The organism is Priestia sp. P1_B12_1 (assembly GCF_056406695.1).
Genome location: NZ_JBFTZR010000001.1, coordinates 1,042,109 through 1,059,935, shown reverse-complemented (window position 1 = coordinate 1,059,935; position 17,827 = coordinate 1,042,109). Strand labels below are relative to the sequence as shown.

Below are 17,827 nucleotides of genomic sequence, written 5' to 3'. Positions count from 1 at the left end.
AAAGTACACCTTAGCGGGAGAAAGCAGGCTAGTTATATAAAGAATGGAGGAAAAAAATGAAAGATGGAACAATTCTTCATAAACAGCGTTTCCCATCATCAAACCCTCGTGTAGCGCTGTGGGTGATTACATATGCATGTCAAGGGCTTAAGATTAAAGGAATGCTCGCAGAGCCAAAAGAAAAAGGAATGTATGACGGCTTTTTATACTTAAGAGGAGGTATTAAGAACGTAGGAACGGTTCGTCCTGCTCGACTTATTCAATTTGCTTCTCAAGGTTTTATTGTGATGGCTCCGTTCTATAGGGGAAATCAAGGAGGCGAAGGAAACGAAGATTTTGCAGGAGATGATCGTTACGATGCTTTTGCTGCTTACGATTTACTGAAACAGCTCCCTAACGTCTACCGTGACCGCATTCATATTTTTGGGTTTTCAAGAGGGGGAGTGATGGCTTTACTCACAGCCATTGAAAAAAACGACAGCCGCTCTCTTGTGTTATGGGGAGGCGTCACGGATATGGTGCTGACATATGAAGAAAGAGAAGATTTAAGAAGAATGATGAAGCGGGTAATTGGAGGAACTCCTTCTAAATATCCTGAAAGATACGAATGGAGGACACCTTTGCACCGTGCTCATCTCGTCGAGCCGCCGGTCTTGCTTATTCATGGTTTAGAAGATAAAAACGTATCGATTGATCATTCCTATCAGCTCGAATCTAAACTAAAGAAGGCCAATAAAAAAGTTACCAGCTGGTATTTCGAAAACTTTCCACATGCTTTTCCACCAAAAGAAAACCGAGAAACGGTGAAGAAGTTAACGAAGTGGATGAAAGCGCAATAAAAGATATGCTACGATAGAGAAAACAAGTAGAATAACAGTGAGGAGTGAGAAAAAATGGGGATGCCGCTAGAATTAAATACAATGATTGTGACAAAAGGCAACGAAAAGCGTGTAACGGATAACATTTTTCAAATTGAGAAAAAAGGATATCGCTTGTATCCGTTAGATATTCCATTAAACATTCACAAAACGAAAACTGGAGAATGTATTGGAACTGCTATTGTGCGTAAGGTAGAAATGGAACAGGAAAAAACCATTGTCACATATGAACTGACAAAATTACATTCGACTAATTAAAAAACCGATCGTCTCTAAGACGATCGGTTTTTTATTAGACCCTAGGTCCGCCTAATGTTGAAATGTCAGATGCTACATCATTAAAACGCTTGAAATTAGCTTTGAATTTAGCAGCAAGCTCAGTTGCTTTTTGATTATAAGCTGTTGCATCGTTCCATGCTTTAGAAGGCTGAAGCACTTCATCAGGAACTCCCGGAACATGAGTTGGAATTGATAAACCAAAAATAGCGTCTGTTACTGTTTCGGTATTAGCTAGTTCTCCTTCAAGGGCTGCTTGAACCATAGCTCGAGTGTAACTTAACTTCATTCGTTCTCCCACGCCGTATTCACCGCCGGTCCATCCAGTATTTACAAGGTAGACATTTACATTATGTTCATCGATTTTCTTTCCTAGCATTTCTGCATAAGTTGTTGGAGCAAGAGGTAAGAAAGGCTCACCAAAGCATGTAGAGAAAGTAGCCTGTGGCGATGTTACGCCGCGCTCTGTTCCAGCTAACTTACTAGTGTATCCGCTAAGAAAATGGTACATTGCTTGTTCTTTTGTAAGCTTGCTGATTGGAGGCAAGACACCAAAAGCATCGGCAGTTAAAAAGACAATAGCTGTAGGGTGCCCAGCAACGCTTGGCAATACTGTATTATCAATAGAGTCAATTGAATAAGCGGCACGAGTATTCTCTGTTAAACTATTATCATTATAATCTGCTACTTTCGTATTTTGATTTAACACTACATTTTCCAGTACGGCGCCGAAGCGAATTGCATTGAAAATTTGCGGTTCTTTTTCTTCGGAAAGCTGAATGCACTTCGCGTAGCATCCTCCTTCAATATTAAATACACCAGAGCTTGACCAACCGTGCTCGTCATCTCCGATTAAACGACGGTTTGCATCAGCAGAAAGCGTTGTTTTACCCGTTCCAGATAAACCAAAGAATAATGCAACGTCACCTTCTTCTCCTACGTTAGCAGAACAGTGCATGGATAGAATATTGTTTTGAGGAAGCAAGAAGTTCATCACTGAGAAAATAGATTTTTTCATTTCACCGGCGTATTCAGTTCCTCCAATTAGCACAATACGTCGCTCTAACGAAAGAATAATGAAGGTTTCAGAGTTCGTCCCGTCTGTTTCAGGATCAGCTTTGAACGTTGGAGCTGCTACAATTGTAAACGGCTTCACATCATCATTTGTTTTTTGTTCGGCTGAAGGGCGAATGAATAACTGCTGAGCGAATAGGTTGTGCCATGCAAATTCATTAACTACTTGAATTGGTAACTGATACTTTTTATCAGCTCCAGCATATCCATTAAAAACAAAAAGTTCATCCTGCTTCTTTAAGTGAGTTAAGACTTTTTTGTATAGCGCATCGAATCGCTGAGCAGAAATTGGCTGATTGACAGGTCCCCATTCAACCGTTTTTGAAGACACAGCATCGCTTACAATAAATTTATCTAAAGGAGAGCGACCTGTATATTTTCCGGTTTCGACTGACACAGCACCTGTAGAAGTCAGCGTTCCTTCGCGTCGAGCTAGAATTTTTTCAACAAGTTGTGGAACAGATAATTGGTGTTTTGTTGTTTTTAATTGAAGCAAACCATTTAATTCGATAGACATATCAACAGTACTCATGTGCACTACCTTCCTTTTTTAGCTATTATTTATTCATTAATGTTTGAAATTTATAATTAGTATAACACATTTATTTAATTATTCTATACTATTTAACTAAAAATGTTTGTGTATTATAAAAAAATGTACGTTATACCTATTTTAGACACATGTATATGTGCTAGAAGCGAAAAAAGTGAAGCTGTTTTAAGTAAAAGCCTCATTTTGATCTGTCTTATTAACCAAACTTAGTGATAATTCTTAATAAGATGTACTATTTCAGAATTTGAGTATGTTACATTAAAACAGATTCAAACATAAAGAGATGATTTCCATTTGAATGTTGTTGACAGTGAAGCGCTTTTTCATGTATTATATGTCCTTGAACGGATACTCTCTTATCCCGAGCTGGTGGAGGGACAGGCCCTATGAAACCCAGCAACCATCGTCATTTTTTTGTGTAGACGATAAGGTGCTAACCTGATGCAAGGGCACAACCTTGATCGATAAGAGTGAAAGGCTTATGTAGAATTTGATACCTTTCCTCGATACAAGGAAAGGTTTTTTTATATTTTTTAACGTGTAATGAAAATAAGGGAATGAGTACCGTATCACAATGTATCGTATTTATAAGGAGGAAAACTGATGTCAACACAACGTCGTCTGTTCACGTCAGAATCTGTTACAGAGGGACATCCCGATAAAATTTGTGACCAAATTTCTGACTCAATTCTTGATGCTATCCTAGCAAAGGATCCAAATGCTCGTGTTGCTTGTGAAACAAGCGTAACAACTGGTTTAGTTTTAGTAAGTGGTGAAATTACAACTTCTACTTACGTGGATATTCCTAAAACAGTTCGTGAAACAATTAAAGGAATTGGCTATACTCGTGCAAAATACGGATTTGATGCTGAAACTTGTGCAGTATTAACATCTATCGACGAGCAGTCAGCTGATATCGCTGCTGGTGTAGACCAAGCGTTAGAAGCACGTGAAGGTCAAATGTCAGATGAAGAAATCGAAGCAATCGGAGCTGGAGACCAAGGGTTAATGTTTGGTTATGCATGTAACGAAACAAAAGAATTAATGCCTCTTCCAATTTCATTAGCTCATAAACTTGCTCGCCGTCTAACAGAAGTACGTAAAGAAGAAATTCTTCCTTACCTTCGCCCGGATGGTAAAACACAAGTAACAGTTGAATATGATGAAAACAACAAACCTGTTCGCATCGATACAATTGTTATTTCAACTCAGCATCACCCAGAAGTAACGTTAGAGCAAATTCAACGTAACTTAAAAGAATATGTGATTAATCCAGTTGTTCCAAACGAGTTAATTGATGAAAATACAAAGTATTTCATTAACCCAACAGGACGTTTCGTAATCGGCGGTCCTCAAGGAGATGCTGGTTTAACTGGTCGTAAAATTATCGTTGATACTTACGGCGGATATGCTCGTCACGGCGGCGGTGCATTCTCTGGTAAGGACGCAACAAAAGTAGACCGTTCAGCAGCTTATGCAGCTCGTTATGTTGCGAAAAACATTGTAGCAGCTGATCTTGCTGATAAATGTGAAGTACAACTAGCATATGCAATTGGTGTTGCACAACCAGTATCTATTTCAATTGATACATTCGGTACAGGAAAAGTTTCTGAAGAAGTACTAGTAGACGTAGTACGCAAAAACTTTGACCTACGTCCAGCAGGCATCATTAAAATGCTTGATTTACGTCGCCCAATTTATAAGCAAACAGCAGCTTACGGCCACTTTGGTCGTACGGATGTGGAGCTTCCTTGGGAGTTCACAGACAAAGCGGAAGCATTAAAAACTCAAGCTTTAGCTAAATAATAAAAAAATCTCCGTGAAAACGGAGATTTTTTTTATGCCCATTGAATACCTGCAGCAGATTTTTCTACGACACCTTCATATTCTGAAAGCAAATGTTGAAAAATGGCGTCCCATGATTGAGTAAGAGCGTATTGCCTCGCTGCATGGCCAAAGTGAAGCCGCTGATGCAAATCATCGAGTAAATCTGTAATAGCCGAACTGAATTCTTCTAAGGAGTGAGGTTTGCAAAGGTAGCCGTTTCGCCCGTGCTGAACCATCTGTTTAACTCCTCCTGCATTTGCTGCCACTACAGGAGTTCCAGAAGCAAGAGACTCCAGTACAACATTTCCGAAGGTTTCTGTTTCTGAAGGAAAAACAAACAAATCAGATGATGAATAGATATGAGCAAGTTGCTTACCTTCAAGGAAGCCTGTAAATGTCATATGCTCAGATGCTTGCTGCTGCATTTGTTCTTTTAAAGGGCCGTCTCCTACAATAACCCAGTGAATTTGATGCCGGATATGATCCGGTAGAGATCGTGCGATTTTTATTAAAAAATCAGCGTTCTTTTCTTTAGCTAATCTTCCTACATACGTTAAAATGTAGGGCTTTTTAATATTGTATTTAATACGAATATCAAAGCGGTCATAGTGGGGATGAAATAATTTATGATTTACTCCTCGCGACCAAATAGCTACGTTGTGAAACCCTTGTTCTTCTAGCTGCTGTTTGGTCACTTCAGAGGGAGCGAATATTTTTTGTACAGGTTTATAAAACCATTTCATATATTTTTGCAGTGGTACACGCATTTTTTCAAGTTCATAGTGAGATAAATAATCATCAAAATTGGTATGATAAGAGCCGACAAGAGGAACACCTAATCTTTTCCCGTAATAGGAGCCGCAAAGCCCCATTGTAAAAGGAGTGGCCAAATGAATAATAGAAGGATTGAATTCCTGCAGCTGCTTTTTAATTTTTAGAACGTTTGGCAATGAAAAGCGGCTGTTTGGATAAAGAAAAAACGGCATGCTGGGCGAACGGTGAACATCCGTTGAAAATGACTGATCATGAGCAAATTCAGGAGCAAATACCTGGATGGGAATTTGCTTTGATTTGACGTACTGAGTAAATTGATAAAGTGTTTTAGCAGCTCCGTTAACTTCTGGAGCAAATGTATCCGTAAATAAAGCAATTCTCATTAGTACTCCTCCTATCAATTAAGTTAAAAATATGTTCAGTGAAACAGCACCTGAAAAGATGCCCAGTATCAGGCCTACCATGACATCCGTCGGATAGTGCAGACCGAGATAAATTCTTGAAATCCCTACCGTTACTGCAAGAGGCAAAAGAACAGCAGCGAAGGCTGGATAAACAATCATAAGAGGGGTAACCAACGAAAAAATAGCTGTTGTATGCCCAGATGGAAATGAATGATCTTTTAATGGATTTTCTAATACTTTTGTATGTTTTAATTGAATATAAGGTCGTTTTCTCGGATATAGTTTTTTAGCAATGGCCACAGGAATATGACTAACGGCTAGAGAAAACGCACAAGCGTAAGCGACGGATGAAGGATGCAGAAATAACAGCAAGCACGCTATCACAATGGTAAACGTGGCTCCGCCGGCGTGAGTGAGTAAACGTAAAAATCTATTTAAGTGCTTTCGATCAAAATGTTGGTTTACGCTTTTGAATAATCGGCATTCGGCATCGTATACATACTGAATTAACTTGGCTTTCATAGAGTCGCTCCCTTTTCAATAAATACGTCTTTATTATTCAGTTTAATCTTTAATTGTGGAGGCAGTACTAAAACGATGTAAATTAATATGGAAATTTCTTTACAATTGTGGAGAGAATAGAACATGATTGGAGAGTTTGTGGAGATACTAAAAAAATTCCCTCAGTATGACTTTCTGAGGGAACGTTTCCTTTATAATGAAGAATCAGATTTCTTAATAGACTTATAATACTGCCCTTTTTCTACATATTCTGTACGAATGCGCTGCATATCTTTTAAATCCTCTTCTGTAAGAGTGCGGATCACTTTAGCAGGTCGGCCGAGTGCGAGAGTATTAGGCGGTATTTTTTTACCGGGAGGCACTAAGCTTCCAGCACCTATAAAAGCACCTTCACCAATTTCCGCACCGTCTAAAATAATAGAACCCATGCCAATGAGCGCGCGTTTGCGGATGATGGAGCTATGTAAAATAACTTGATGTCCTACTGTTACATCATCCTCAATAAGCAAAGGAGCATTTGGGCTTTGATGGAGTGTTGATTGATCTTGTATATTTACTCGTTTACCAATAATCGTAGGTGAAACATCTCCCCTAATAACAGTGTTAAACCAAATGCTGCTTTCTTCACCAATGGTGACATCTCCAGTAATCGTGACATAGTCTGCGATGAAGCAGCTAGATGCAATGGTAGGCATTTTTTCTTTATACGGATAAATCATCAAATCATCTCCCTTTATTAGTTGAAAAAAAGTAGTAAATCTTCTAATGTAAGTGTACAAAGGTTTTTTAAGCAGGTAAACAAAAAAAGGAAGAAGGAGTAACTCAAATGCATAAATGGGAAGCAGTAAATCCAAAAGGCGTTATTGTCATGGTCCATGGAGCAGCGGAGCATCACGGACGCTATCGCTGGCTAATTGAGATGTGGCGTTCGGTTGGAATGCACGTAATTATGGGAGACCTTCCTGGCCAAGGCTTAACAACAAGAAGAAGAGGACATATCCTATCCTTTGATGAATATGTGTATGAAGTGGAAGAATGGGTACGTGAAGCGCAAAAATATGATTTGCCTATTTTCCTGTTAGGTCACAGTATGGGAGGACTAGCGGTTATTCGTACGCTCCAGACAAAAAACCTCCCTATATGGGGTGCGATTCTTTCCTCTCCTTGTTTAGGATTAAAAGAGCAAGTACCGGCTTATTTAGATATGCTATCTAAAGGGTTAAATAAAGTCATGCCGAACAAACTTTTCGATTTAGGTCTCACTGTTGAAAAAGCAACAAGAAACCAAGAAGTTCGAGATGAAGATGAAAATGACTCACTGTATGTTACAAAAGTTTCTGTAAGATGGTACCGGGAATTGATCCAAGCTGTCAACTTAGCTTTTAAAGATATCGATCGTTTGCCTGATGTCCCGCTTCTTGTGATGCAGGCAGGAGAAGATAAAATTATTGAAAAGCTGATTGTTAGGCAGTGGTTTGATGAAATAGAGCTAAGTGAAAAAATCTACAAAGAATGGTCTCAGCTGTATCACGAAATCTTTAATGAGCCTGAAAGAGAATACGTTTTTGCATATGCGAAAAGTTTTGTCGATCTTCACATTTAATAAGTGCGGTAAGAAATTGAGGTGAAAATAAATGAAGATTCCGTCTCATCCTATTTCATTAATGAGAAAAATTTATCGAGAAGTGTTTCCTGTCGTTCATCATGAGCTTAATCACTGGCGTGAACGAGCAAAAAAGATTCCTAATAAAGAATTGCGTACTCAAGCATTGGCAAGTATCGATACAAAAACTTTTCATTGTGAAGGAGGCGGTATCCTATCGATTTTAGCGAAAGAAAACATGATTGAATGCGTGAAATTTATTGTTGCCTACCAAACAATCAGCGATTACTTAGATAACTTATGTGACCGCAGCAATTCGCTAGACCCTAAAGATTTTGCCGCCTTGCATGAATCGATGCCAGATGCGTTGACTCCTCATGCACCTCTTGGAGATTACTATCGTTTTCGAGCGGATAAAGACGACGGAGGATACTTAGCCGGACTTGTCCAGACTTGTCAGCAGTCCTTGCGAAAAGCTTGTAATTACCATATAGTCTCTTCACATTTATTAGAACTAGCTAATTATTATTGTGATTTGCAAATACATAAGCATGTTGAGATTAAGGAAAGAGTTCCACGATTAGAGAATTGGTTCGATGCTCACCGGCACAGTGTTCCTGAAATGGAGTGGTATGAATTTTCAGCGTGCTCTGGTTCAACGTTAGGAATTTTTTGTTTAGTTGCCTATAGCTTTCAAGAAGAGATGACCGAAGAAATGACGCAGAAAATAAAAGCAGGATATTTTCCTTATATTCAAGGCTTACATATTTTACTCGATTATTTAATTGACCAAGAAGAAGATAAAGCAGGAGGAGATTTGAACTTTTGTTTTTATTATCCTCATTATCAGCAAATGATGGATCGCTTTTTGCATTTTGTCGTAAAAGCGGACGAATATGCTAAAAAACTGCCCGATTATCACTTTCACTGCTTTATCTATAAAGGACTCTTGGGCGTTTATTTGTCGGATCAAAAAGTGCGGGCACAAAAACATGTTCATGTGAATGCACGTAGGTTAATAAAAGCGGGGGGAGCCCTCAGCTACTTTTTCTATATCAACGGACGCTTGTACCGAATGTTAAAAAGATAAGCCATATACGGCTTATCTTTTTTCAATAGCAATGATGAAGGGAGGGTTGTTTTGCTGATTCATGAAACGATATTGTAAAACGTGAACGTCTTTTTGATCAAGATTTTGGACATATGTTAGTAAATCGTCTCTTTCTTGTTTCCCTTGTTCGTGTCCATGATAAATAACGAGCACAATCACTCCTTCAGGTGCTAGCAAATCAAGTAACTGCTCAATTGCAGAGATTGTTGTTTCAGAAGTGGTGACAATGTCTTTATCTCCACCTGGTAAATAACCTAAATTAAAGACAGCGCCCGTGACTTGTCCTTTAATAGAACGAGGAAGCATGTTTATATTGCTGTGGCTTTCTTGGATAAGTGTTACTCTGTTTTCTACATGGTGTTCGGTCAATCGCTGCTGAGTTGCTTGAATAGCTTGAGGTTGAATATCAAATCCATATACATGACCTGTATCTCCGACTAAGTTAGCTAAGAACAATGTATCATGTCCATTTCCTGCTGTGGCATCAATCGCGACATCTCCTTCGGCCACAGCATTAGTGAGCAATGTGCGGGCAAAAGGCAGGATACGTTCTATTTTCATCTTTCCATCAACTCTTTTTCGTAATATTTTCCTTGATAGCTTTGGCGACGTTGGAGCTCTTGGTCAATGGCATTTAATACACTCCACTTATTTACGCTCCACATCGGTCCAACCATGAGGTCTATCGGTCCATCGCCTGTAATACGATGAACAATCATCTCAGGAGGGATTACTTCGAGCTGATCGCATACAAGCTTTACGTATTCTTCAAATGAAAGAAATTCAACAAGGCCCTTTTCATACTGTTTGACCATAGGAGTTCCTTTTAGTAAATGAAGCAGATGAATCTTAATTCCTTGAACGTCTAATTTTGCTACTTCACGTACGGTTTTCATCATCATATCAGGTGTTTCTAAAGGCAAACCATTAATGATGTGAGAACAAACGCGAATACCGTGTTTTCGAAGCTTTGCTACCCCATCTACATAGCATTGATGATCGTGTGCCCGGTTAATAAGCAGTGAAGTTCGTTCATGAACAGTTTGCAGTCCAAGTTCTACCCATAGATAAGTTCGTTCATTTAATTCAGCCAAGTATTCCACCACATCGTCGGGGAGACAGTCAGGGCGCGTGGCGATAGAAAGCCCAACAACTCCGGGAAGCTTTAAGACGGCTTCATATTTTTCACGAAGCTCCTCGACAGGAGCATGAGTATTAGTAAATGCTTGAAAGTAAGCAACGTATTTTCCGTCTTTCCATTTATGATGCATTTTTTTACGGATTTCATTAAATTGTGTCACGAGGTCATCCGCTCTGTTTCCGGCAAAATCCCCTGAGCCGGCAGCGCTGCAAAACGTACAGCCGCCGTGAGCTACCGTGCCGTCTCTGTTTGGACAATCAAATCCTCCATCTAAGGCTACTTTAAATACCTTATGGCCAAAGTGGTTACGTAAGTGGTAATTCCAGGTGTGATAACGTTTGTTTTCAGATTTATACGGAAATGGGTTTGTCTGACTCAAATCAGCAACCTCCTTTTTACATGCAATATACATCAACAAATTGTATCAAAAACGTGAAAAAGTGCCAAACAAATTTAAGGATGCTTATATTTAACAGGTTCTTCTTGTCGTAAAGGGAAGTAAAGTTGCGCAAAATAAGACAGAAATGAACGAATAGGAGGAATAGAGAATGACAACTCGTCAAGCAGTGGATCAACTTATGCAACAGTGTGAAGATGCTATTCGCTTTGGACAAGGTCAGTTGCAGGAAGGCATGAAGCAAGAACATTATAACGACACTGAATATACAAAAGCACAGGAAAAATTAGAAAATGCTTATAAAGAAATTGAAGAGTTTTCTCACAGTGCAAATGCACAGCAAAGAGAGCAGCTATATCGCATGCGCCTGCAAGTTCAGCAGCTGCAAAATAAATTGATCACAACTCAGCATTAAGGAGAGGATTTTATGGCAACGCGTTCAAATCAAAATAATCCGGAACAAAAAACAAAAAACGGGATCAACAGCAATGACATTGAGCTAGGAAAAGATTTTGATCCGGTAAAAGAATTAAAAGCACGAAACAGCAAGCGTGCACAGCCGGTTCGTTCGAAGCGAAAATAAGCGATAAAAAGGTGGTTTTGCATGATATTGTCATGTGGAATCACCTTTTTAAATAGTCAGCGAATTTCAAATAAATTGTCTATATGTAAAAGCATTGCGAACCCTTTAAGAAAAGACTAGAATGTACGTTGGCATTCGAATAGATAGGGGGGAGATCAATGCCCAAATCACTTTGGTTTTTGATTATTGGTATGCTTGTAAACGTAACGGGAGCTTCATTTTTATGGCCTCTCAATACAATTTATATAAATGAACATTTAGGAAAGTCGTTATCCGTCGCAGGAGTGGTTCTTATGCTGAATTCTGCGGCAAGCGTAGTAGGGAATTTGCTTGGAGGAACGCTTTTTGACAAAATCGGAGGATATAAATCCATTTTATCAGGAATTATTATTACTCTTATTGCATTAGTGGGACTCGTGTTTTTCCATGGTTGGCCTACATACGTTGTTCTCTTGGTTGTTGTAGGGTTTGGATCTGGTATTGTGTTTCCGTCTATGTATGCAATGGCAGGGTCCGTTTGGCCACAAGGCGGAAGAAAAGCATTTAATGCGATGTACGTTGCTCAAAATGCAGGAGTAGCTATTGGCGCCGCGGTAGGGGGCATTGTAGCGTCTTATTCATTTACGTATATTTTCTTAGCTAATACAATTTTATACGTTATTTTTCTGCTTATTGCTATTTTTTCATATCGTCATATTTCGGTTACCGTTGGACAAACGAATGTCCTTAATGAAGCAGGGAGCATTGGGCATAAAACGAAGCTGACTGCTCTTCTTATTTTATGTACGGGGTATGTCTTATGCTGGGTGGCGTATGTTCAGTGGCAAACAACGATTGCTACGCATACGCGTGAGCTGAATATACCTCTTTCCAGCTACAGTTTGCTTTGGACGATTAACGGGATTTTAATTGTAGTCGGTCAGCCTTTGATTGTACCCATCATTCAAAAAGTAGCAAAAACATTAAAAGTACAGGTCCTAATTGGAACGGTTATTTTTGTGGCTTCTTTTGTTATCGTGGTGAATGCTACAACATTTCCGCAGTTCTTAACAGCAATGATTGTGTTAACAATTGGAGAAATGTTCGTTTGGCCAGCCATTCCGGCTGTTGCAAGTCAGTTGGCTCCATCTGGAAAAGAAGGATTTTATCAAGGTGTAGTTAACAGCATGGCTACTGCAGGTAAAATGATTGGTCCTCTCTTTGGAGGCGTTATTTTCGATGCGTTTAATATGTCTACGCTGTGCTATTTATTAATTGCTCTATTGTTATTCAGCATGTGTACAACATGGATATACGATTATAAATTAAAAGAAAAACGTCAGCGTCCATTAACCATCTCTAAATAAATAGAGATGGTTTTATTTTTGATGGCTTAATAAACGTAGGAATGTCTTCAGTATTCCTTTAATAATATAGTAAGGGTCGTGACAAGCAAAGGAAGGAGTATACACCTGTAAAAATGTAAGCGTTTTCTAATTATATAACTTCATGGGGGGCTAAACATGCTTAGTATGATTGGATTAATTGGAGGATTATTGCTGCTCATTGTATTAACGATGAGAGGCATGAATTTATTTATAGCAGGTCCGCTCAGTGCTTTAGTTGTTGCGTTAACAAGCGGAATGCCTTTATTTCCGCAGCTGGTGAAAGAAGGAGAAGCAAATTTTGTTGGAAATTACATGTCTGGTTTCACAGGGTTTATTGCTGCTTGGTATTTAATGTTTCTATTGGGGGCCGTCTTTGGAAAAGTAATGGAAGACAGCGGGGCCGCCGATAGTGTTTCCCGCTGGATTGTCAGTAAACTAGGAATGAAAAGAGCAGTGTTGGCGATTGTACTTGCCTGTGCGGTCTTAACATACGGCGGAGTCAGTCTGTTTGTAGTAGCATTCTCTGTTTATCCAATGGCTTTAAGCTTATTCAAACAAGCTGATTTGCCGAGGCGGTTTATACCCGCTGCTTTAGCATTCGGTTCCGTTACGTTTACGATGACTTCGGCTGGATCGCCTGAAATCCAAAACTGGATTCCAATTGAATATTTAAAAACGAGTCCGTATGCAGGGTGGGAAGTTAGTTTAGTTGTAGCGGTAGTGATGGCTGTATTTGGCTACTGGTGGTTAAAGCGCTTGATTTCAAAAGCAGTTAAAAATGGGGAGCGTTTTATATCACGCGAGAAAGATCCAGTAGTAACGGAAAATCAATCTCTTCCTAATCCTTTATTAAGTTTGCTTCCGCTTGTGGTCGTGCTCATTATTTCTTTTGCACTTCATAAGCCACTTCAGCAATCTGCGCTGATTGTCGCACTTTTAAGCGGCATCATTGTCACATACATTGTAAACCGAAAGCATTTTAAAGGATTTTGGAATGCAGCTTCAGAAGGAACGCTGGGTGCGTTAATTGCTATTGGGAATACAGCCGCTGTCGTAGGTTTTGGAGGAGTTGCTAAGGCTGTTCCCGCGTTTGGAGTGGCTGTAGATGCCATGACGCATATTCCAGGAAGTCCGTTGATCGGAGGAGCTATTGCCGTGAGTGTTATCGCGGGGATGACAGGTTCGGCTTCAGGAGGTCAGGCGATTGCTTTGCCAATTTTAGCACCTCACTATCTAGATGCTGGTGTAAATCCAGAAGCTCTCCATCGCGTAGTCGCTATTTCCTCTGGAGTACTAGATTCCTTGCCTCATAATGGTTATGTCGTAACAACCATTAATTCTATTTGCGGAGAAACTCATAAAGATGCGTATGGATCAGTTGCAGCAATGACGGTGATTGTACCGCTTGTTGGTCTTGTACTTGCGATCATTCTGTTTTCTTTTGGATTTGGCATTTAATAATAGCAGCTAAAGAAAGCAGGGACTGGGATAAAAGTATTTTAGTTGAAGGAAGATCCGAACGATGAATCGTTCGGATCTTTTCATGTTTATGGTGAACGTAGATTTCATTTGTTTAGGTGCTTCTAGCTGCGGAGTGGAGGGCAAGACAAAGACTCCTGAAATAGGTGAGACCCCGCATGAGTGTAAGCAACGAGGAGGCTCATCGGCTGCCCGCGGAAAGAGAAGTCTTGCACGGAAATCAACAGCGGTGTAACCAAGAGATTCATACTAACGCATTTATTCTATTTGTTCGTCTTTAAATTGGATTGATTCAATTATGTCTCAATCCCTTTTTTGTTTGGCCATGGATGTATGTTTTTGGGAGAAGTTGTTCATATATAAGAATGAAAGAGAGGATTTAGCAACAAAGCAGTGCTGCAGTGCAGAAACTTTTACAAAATCCGTTGAACAACTTGCAGTTTACGAACATATTATTTACAATACAAGGTAGTATGATGTAAAAACTATGATAAGGAATAGTAGTGAACGAAGCGAGCTAAGAGAGCTGACGGGTGGTGCGAGTCAGCAAACGAGCGTTCATGAACTCACCTTGGAGTTGTAAATGTGAAGTAAAGTAACATTTGCCGTCTATCCGCGTTAAGGAAAATGAGTGAGTACATAATTGTGCTAATTTGGGTGGTACCGCGGGAAGTTTATTCAACCTCTCGTCCCTTTGTTTGAGGGATGAGGGGTTTTTTAGTTTAATTAAATACAGCTGGAGCGTACAAGGAGGATTATGTATGGCTTTTAATCATGAAAAGATCGAACAAAAATGGCAAAAAGTTTGGGAAGAAAATAAAACATTTAAAACAACAGAAGATGAAGGAAAGCGTAAATTTTACGCATTAGATATGTTCCCTTATCCATCTGGCGCTGGTTTACACGTTGGGCATCCAGAAGGTTATACAGCAACGGATATTTTATCTCGTATGAAGCGTATGCAAGGATACAATGTACTTCATCCGATGGGATGGGATGCATTCGGATTACCTGCTGAACAGTATGCATTAGATACAGGAAATGACCCGGCTGAATTCACTGAACTTAACATTAATAATTTCCGTCGTCAAATCAAATCGTTAGGTTTCTCTTACGATTGGGAGCGAGAAATTAATACAACTGATCCAAACTACTACAAATGGACGCAGTGGATTTTCTTACAGCTATATAAAAACGGCTTAGCTTATGTGGATGAAGTAGCTGTTAACTGGTGTCCTGCTCTAGGAACAGTACTTGCGAACGAAGAAGTTATTGACGGCAAAAGTGAGCGTGGGGGACATCCGGTTGAGCGTCGTCCAATGAAGCAGTGGATGCTTAAAATCACAGCTTATGCAGATCGTTTACTAGAAGATTTAGATGAGCTTGATTGGCCAGAAAGTATTAAAGAAATGCAGCGCAACTGGATTGGCCGCTCTGAAGGAGCTCACGTGCACTTCACAATCGATGGATACGAGGACACATTTACTGTGTTTACAACGCGTCCTGACACGCTATTTGGGGCAACGTATGCCGTTTTAGCACCTGAACATCCGTTTGTAGAAAAAATTACAACAGCCGAACAAAAAGAAGCGGTAGAAGCGTATTTAGATCAAATTAAAAGCAAAAGCGATTTAGAACGTACAGACTTAGCTAAAGACAAAACTGGCGTATTCACTGGTGCTTATGCAATTAACCCTGTAAACGGCGAGAGAATGCCAATTTGGATTGCTGACTATGTTCTAATGAGCTATGGCACCGGTGCAATTATGGCTGTTCCGGCTCACGATGAGCGTGATTATGAATTTGCGGTTAAATTTGAACTGCCGATTAAAGAAGTGGTAGCCGGCGGAGACGTTTCAAAAGAAGCTTATACAGGCGACGGCGAGCACGTTAATTCAGACTTCTTAAATGGTTTAGATAAAGAAGAAGCAATTTCAAATATGATTCAGTGGCTTCAAGCAAATGAAAAAGGTGAAAAACAAGTAACATACCGTCTGCGTGACTGGTTATTCAGCCGTCAGCGCTACTGGGGTGAACCAATTCCTGTTATTCACTGGGAAGATGGCACAACAACGGCAGTTCCTGAAGATCAGCTTCCGCTTGTGTTACCAAAAACGACTGAAATCAAACCGTCAGGCACAGGTGAATCTCCGTTAGCAAACATTGATGACTGGGTGAACGTTGTAGATCCGGAAACAGGAAAAAAAGGGCGCCGAGAAACAAATACAATGCCTCAATGGGCAGGCAGCTGCTGGTATTACTTACGCTACATTGATCCAACAAACAGTGAAGCGTTAGCAGATGCAGATAAATTAAAAGAATGGTTGCCGGTTGATATTTATATCGGTGGAGCTGAACACGCTGTTCTTCACTTATTATATGCTCGTTTCTGGCATAAGTTTTTATATGATATCGGCGTAGTTCCAACAAAAGAGCCGTTCCAAAAACTGTTTAACCAAGGTATGATTCTTGGAGAAAACAACGAAAAAATGAGTAAGTCAAAAGGTAACGTTGTAAACCCAGACGAAATCGTAGAAAGCCACGGTGCAGATACGCTTCGCCTTTACGAAATGTTTATGGGACCTTTAGATGCATCAATCGCTTGGTCAACAAAAGGGCTTGATGGTGCACGCCGTTTCTTAGATCGTGTATGGCGCTTACTTGTTGACGATAACGGTGAATTAAGCAGCAAGGTTCAAGAAAGCAATGACACTACGCTTGAACGCGTGTATCACCAAACGGTGAAAAAAGTAACGGAAGATTACGAAGGCCTCCGTTTTAATACAGGTATCTCTCAGCTTATGGTATTCATCAATGATGCATACAAAGTTGACGTGCTGCCAAAGCAATACGTAGAAGGATTTGTGAAGCTATTAGCACCAATTTGTCCTCATACGACTGAGGAATTATGGAGCAAACTAGGTCACGAAGATACAATTTCGTATGAGGCTTGGCCTGCGTTTGACGAAGCGAAACTTGTAGATGATGAAGTGGAAATTGTCGTTCAAATTAACGGTAAAGTACGTGCAAAAGTTAATGTACCTGCTGAGGCATCTCGTGAAGAGCTTCAAGATATTGCAATGGCTAATGAAGATGTTCAAGAGTTCATTGAAGGTAAGACAGTGCGCAAAGTGATTGCTGTGCCTGGTAAATTAGTAAACATCGTAGCTAATTAAGTATTGATGTAGAAAAGAACCCCTGACTAAAGAGCAGTCAGGGGTTCTCTTCTAGACCGAAGCGCCTGATGTCCGCCTTTCGGGTTTGACATCAGACGCTTAGTCAAACCTTTAACTACGATTGGAAAAGCTCAGGCAGGCTGCTGCTTAAGCTTTTCTTATTTAGTGGCATAAAGGTATTTGAATTTGCTACAATAGCGATAGCAAGCTGAATGAAAGAATAGAGAGGAATGACGAAGATGGAAGAAGTAAAAGTAATTACGCCTGAGGAACTTCAAAAACGCGTTGAAAAGGGAGAAGAACTTCATTTAGTTGATGTGCGTGAAGATGAAGAAGTAGCAGAAGGAATGATTCCAACTGCTAAACATATTCGTATGAATGATATTCCAGCTAGTGTGGATCATTTCGATAAAGACAAAGAATATATTTTCATTTGCCGTTCGGGCCGCCGCAGTGAAAACGTATGTTACTACCTTCAAGAACAAGGATATAAAGTAACAAATATGGTTGGTGGTATGTTAGAGTGGGAAGGAAAAACGGTTAATAAATAAAAAAGAGGCTGGGACAAAAGTATCTTAGCTGAAGTGAAAAATGAACTATTGATCAACATGTTTGATTAGTGGTTCATTTTTTTTGTTATGGTGAACATAGGTTTTATTTGT

Annotated in this window: 18 protein-coding genes, 1 riboswitch and 1 other annotated feature; of the genes, 12 read left to right on the top strand and 6 right to left on the bottom strand. The window is 39.8% G+C overall.

Annotated features, from left to right (window positions below; genetic code table 11):
• Positions 1-56 precede the first annotated feature (56 nt).
• Together AC1D0Y_RS05475 and AC1D0Y_RS05470 are read left to right on the top strand one after the other, a co-directional pair.
• Entirely contained in the window at positions 57-839 is a 783-nt protein-coding gene (locus tag AC1D0Y_RS05475) for an alpha/beta hydrolase family protein (RefSeq protein ID WP_217598454.1), read from the top strand.
• 54 nt (positions 840-893) lie between these two features.
• Positions 894-1,136 carry a DUF2584 domain-containing protein gene (locus AC1D0Y_RS05470; protein ID WP_028410471.1) on the top strand — a complete coding sequence of 81 codons (243 nt, stop codon included), beginning with the start codon at positions 894-896 and terminating at the stop codon, positions 1,134-1,136.
• Between the two features lie 34 nt (positions 1,137-1,170).
• Here the strand turns inward: AC1D0Y_RS05470 and pckA are convergent, their stop codons facing one another.
• Positions 1,171-2,760: a phosphoenolpyruvate carboxykinase (ATP) gene (gene pckA / locus AC1D0Y_RS05465; protein ID WP_028411848.1), complete on the bottom strand. Its 1,590-nt coding sequence runs from the start codon at positions 2,758-2,760 to the stop codon at positions 1,171-1,173.
• 374 nt (positions 2,761-3,134) lie between these two features.
• A riboswitch (SAM riboswitch) is annotated at positions 3,135-3,252 on the top strand.
• 132 nt (positions 3,253-3,384) lie between these two features.
• Here pckA and metK point away from each other — a divergent pair.
• Positions 3,385-4,587, top strand: coding sequence for a methionine adenosyltransferase (metK, locus tag AC1D0Y_RS05460; RefSeq protein ID WP_013059536.1), 1,203 nt, complete (start codon positions 3,385-3,387; stop codon positions 4,585-4,587).
• Between the two features lie 32 nt (positions 4,588-4,619).
• Here metK and AC1D0Y_RS05455 read toward each other — a convergent pair whose 3' ends face one another.
• The 3 genes from AC1D0Y_RS05455 to AC1D0Y_RS05445 form a co-directional block, all read right to left on the bottom strand.
• Positions 4,620-5,765 carry a glycosyltransferase family 4 protein gene (locus tag AC1D0Y_RS05455; RefSeq protein ID WP_477707364.1) on the bottom strand — a complete coding sequence of 382 codons (1,146 nt, stop codon included), beginning with the start codon at positions 5,763-5,765 and terminating at the stop codon, positions 4,620-4,622.
• A gap of 18 nt (positions 5,766-5,783) precedes the next feature.
• Entirely contained in the window at positions 5,784-6,308 is a 525-nt protein-coding gene (locus AC1D0Y_RS05450; protein ID WP_014457968.1) for a phosphatase PAP2 family protein, read from the bottom strand.
• A 191-nt stretch (positions 6,309-6,499) separates the two neighbouring features.
• Entirely contained in the window at positions 6,500-7,027 is a 528-nt protein-coding gene (locus AC1D0Y_RS05445; RefSeq protein WP_334038358.1) for a gamma carbonic anhydrase, read from the bottom strand.
• Positions 7,028-7,134: 107 nt separating this feature from the next.
• Between AC1D0Y_RS05445 and AC1D0Y_RS05440 the strand changes: the two genes are divergently transcribed.
• Both AC1D0Y_RS05440 and AC1D0Y_RS05435 read left to right on the top strand, forming a co-directional pair.
• Positions 7,135-7,911, top strand: coding sequence for an alpha/beta fold hydrolase (locus AC1D0Y_RS05440; RefSeq protein WP_060747092.1), 777 nt, complete (start codon positions 7,135-7,137; stop codon positions 7,909-7,911).
• A 31-nt stretch (positions 7,912-7,942) separates the two neighbouring features.
• Entirely contained in the window at positions 7,943-9,001 is a 1,059-nt protein-coding gene (locus AC1D0Y_RS05435) for a tetraprenyl-beta-curcumene synthase family protein (RefSeq protein WP_334038357.1), read from the top strand.
• Positions 9,002-9,013: 12 nt separating this feature from the next.
• Here the strand turns inward: AC1D0Y_RS05435 and mnmM are convergent, their stop codons facing one another.
• Complete coding sequence (gene mnmM, locus AC1D0Y_RS05430) at positions 9,014-9,583, bottom strand: tRNA 5-(aminomethyl)-2-thiouridylate-methyltransferase MnmM (protein WP_098249355.1); 570 nt, start codon at positions 9,581-9,583, stop codon at positions 9,014-9,016.
• Positions 9,580-10,542, bottom strand: coding sequence for a tRNA modification radical SAM protein MnmL/YtqA (gene mnmL, locus AC1D0Y_RS05425; RefSeq protein ID WP_028410476.1), 963 nt, complete (start codon positions 10,540-10,542; stop codon positions 9,580-9,582). The genes mnmM and mnmL overlap by 4 nt, the downstream gene beginning before the upstream one ends.
• Before the next feature lie 169 nt (positions 10,543-10,711).
• Between mnmL and AC1D0Y_RS05420 the strand changes: the two genes are divergently transcribed.
• The 7 genes from AC1D0Y_RS05420 (at position 10,712) to AC1D0Y_RS05390 (ending at position 17,716) form a co-directional block, all read left to right on the top strand.
• Positions 10,712-10,975, top strand: coding sequence for a YtzC family protein (locus AC1D0Y_RS05420; protein ID WP_013059528.1), 264 nt, complete (start codon positions 10,712-10,714; stop codon positions 10,973-10,975).
• A gap of 12 nt (positions 10,976-10,987) precedes the next feature.
• Complete coding sequence (locus AC1D0Y_RS05415) at positions 10,988-11,143, top strand: hypothetical protein (protein ID WP_028410477.1); 156 nt, start codon at positions 10,988-10,990, stop codon at positions 11,141-11,143.
• 158 nt (positions 11,144-11,301) lie between these two features.
• Entirely contained in the window at positions 11,302-12,489 is a 1,188-nt protein-coding gene (locus AC1D0Y_RS05410) for an MDR family MFS transporter (protein ID WP_028410478.1), read from the top strand.
• Between the two features lie 156 nt (positions 12,490-12,645).
• Complete coding sequence (locus AC1D0Y_RS05405; RefSeq protein ID WP_028410479.1) at positions 12,646-13,968, top strand: GntP family permease; 1,323 nt, start codon at positions 12,646-12,648, stop codon at positions 13,966-13,968.
• Between the two features lie 64 nt (positions 13,969-14,032).
• Positions 14,033-14,224, top strand: coding sequence for a hypothetical protein (locus AC1D0Y_RS05400; protein ID WP_286128339.1), 192 nt, complete (start codon positions 14,033-14,035; stop codon positions 14,222-14,224).
• A 243-nt stretch (positions 14,225-14,467) separates the two neighbouring features.
• Positions 14,468-14,686 (top strand) — a binding site (T-box leader).
• A 64-nt stretch (positions 14,687-14,750) separates the two neighbouring features.
• Positions 14,751-17,165: a leucine--tRNA ligase gene (gene leuS / locus AC1D0Y_RS05395; protein ID WP_028410481.1), complete on the top strand. Its 2,415-nt coding sequence runs from the start codon at positions 14,751-14,753 to the stop codon at positions 17,163-17,165.
• Positions 17,166-17,404: 239 nt separating this feature from the next.
• Positions 17,405-17,716, top strand: coding sequence for a rhodanese-like domain-containing protein (locus AC1D0Y_RS05390; RefSeq protein ID WP_334038349.1), 312 nt, complete (start codon positions 17,405-17,407; stop codon positions 17,714-17,716).
• Positions 17,717-17,827 lie beyond the last annotated feature (111 nt).

What these genes read in the sequence shown, in the direction of transcription:
- leuS (WP_028410481.1), top strand. Translation starts at nt 14,751, where the DNA reads ATGGCTTTTAATCATGAAAAGATCGAACAAAAATGGCAAAAAGTTTGG.
- pckA (WP_028411848.1), bottom strand. Translation starts at nt 2,760, where the DNA reads ATGAGTACTGTTGATATGTCTATCGAATTAAATGGTTTGCTTCAATTA.
- AC1D0Y_RS05440 (WP_060747092.1), top strand. Translation starts at nt 7,135, where the DNA reads ATGCATAAATGGGAAGCAGTAAATCCAAAAGGCGTTATTGTCATGGTC.
- AC1D0Y_RS05445 (WP_334038358.1), bottom strand. Translation starts at nt 7,027, where the DNA reads ATGATTTATCCGTATAAAGAAAAAATGCCTACCATTGCATCTAGCTGC.
- AC1D0Y_RS05405 (WP_028410479.1), top strand. Translation starts at nt 12,646, where the DNA reads ATGCTTAGTATGATTGGATTAATTGGAGGATTATTGCTGCTCATTGTA.
- AC1D0Y_RS05435 (WP_334038357.1), top strand. Translation starts at nt 7,943, where the DNA reads ATGAAGATTCCGTCTCATCCTATTTCATTAATGAGAAAAATTTATCGA.
- AC1D0Y_RS05415 (WP_028410477.1), top strand. Translation starts at nt 10,988, where the DNA reads ATGGCAACGCGTTCAAATCAAAATAATCCGGAACAAAAAACAAAAAAC.
- AC1D0Y_RS05390 (WP_334038349.1), top strand. Translation starts at nt 17,405, where the DNA reads ATGGAAGAAGTAAAAGTAATTACGCCTGAGGAACTTCAAAAACGCGTT.
- AC1D0Y_RS05455 (WP_477707364.1), bottom strand. Translation starts at nt 5,765, where the DNA reads ATGAGAATTGCTTTATTTACGGATACATTTGCTCCAGAAGTTAACGGA.
- AC1D0Y_RS05470 (WP_028410471.1), top strand. Translation starts at nt 894, where the DNA reads ATGGGGATGCCGCTAGAATTAAATACAATGATTGTGACAAAAGGCAAC.
- AC1D0Y_RS05420 (WP_013059528.1), top strand. Translation starts at nt 10,712, where the DNA reads ATGACAACTCGTCAAGCAGTGGATCAACTTATGCAACAGTGTGAAGAT.
- AC1D0Y_RS05410 (WP_028410478.1), top strand. Translation starts at nt 11,302, where the DNA reads ATGCCCAAATCACTTTGGTTTTTGATTATTGGTATGCTTGTAAACGTA.
- metK (WP_013059536.1), top strand. Translation starts at nt 3,385, where the DNA reads ATGTCAACACAACGTCGTCTGTTCACGTCAGAATCTGTTACAGAGGGA.
- AC1D0Y_RS05475 (WP_217598454.1), top strand. Translation starts at nt 57, where the DNA reads ATGAAAGATGGAACAATTCTTCATAAACAGCGTTTCCCATCATCAAAC.
- AC1D0Y_RS05400 (WP_286128339.1), top strand. Translation starts at nt 14,033, where the DNA reads ATGAATCGTTCGGATCTTTTCATGTTTATGGTGAACGTAGATTTCATT.
- mnmM (WP_098249355.1), bottom strand. Translation starts at nt 9,583, where the DNA reads ATGAAAATAGAACGTATCCTGCCTTTTGCCCGCACATTGCTCACTAAT.
- AC1D0Y_RS05450 (WP_014457968.1), bottom strand. Translation starts at nt 6,308, where the DNA reads ATGAAAGCCAAGTTAATTCAGTATGTATACGATGCCGAATGCCGATTA.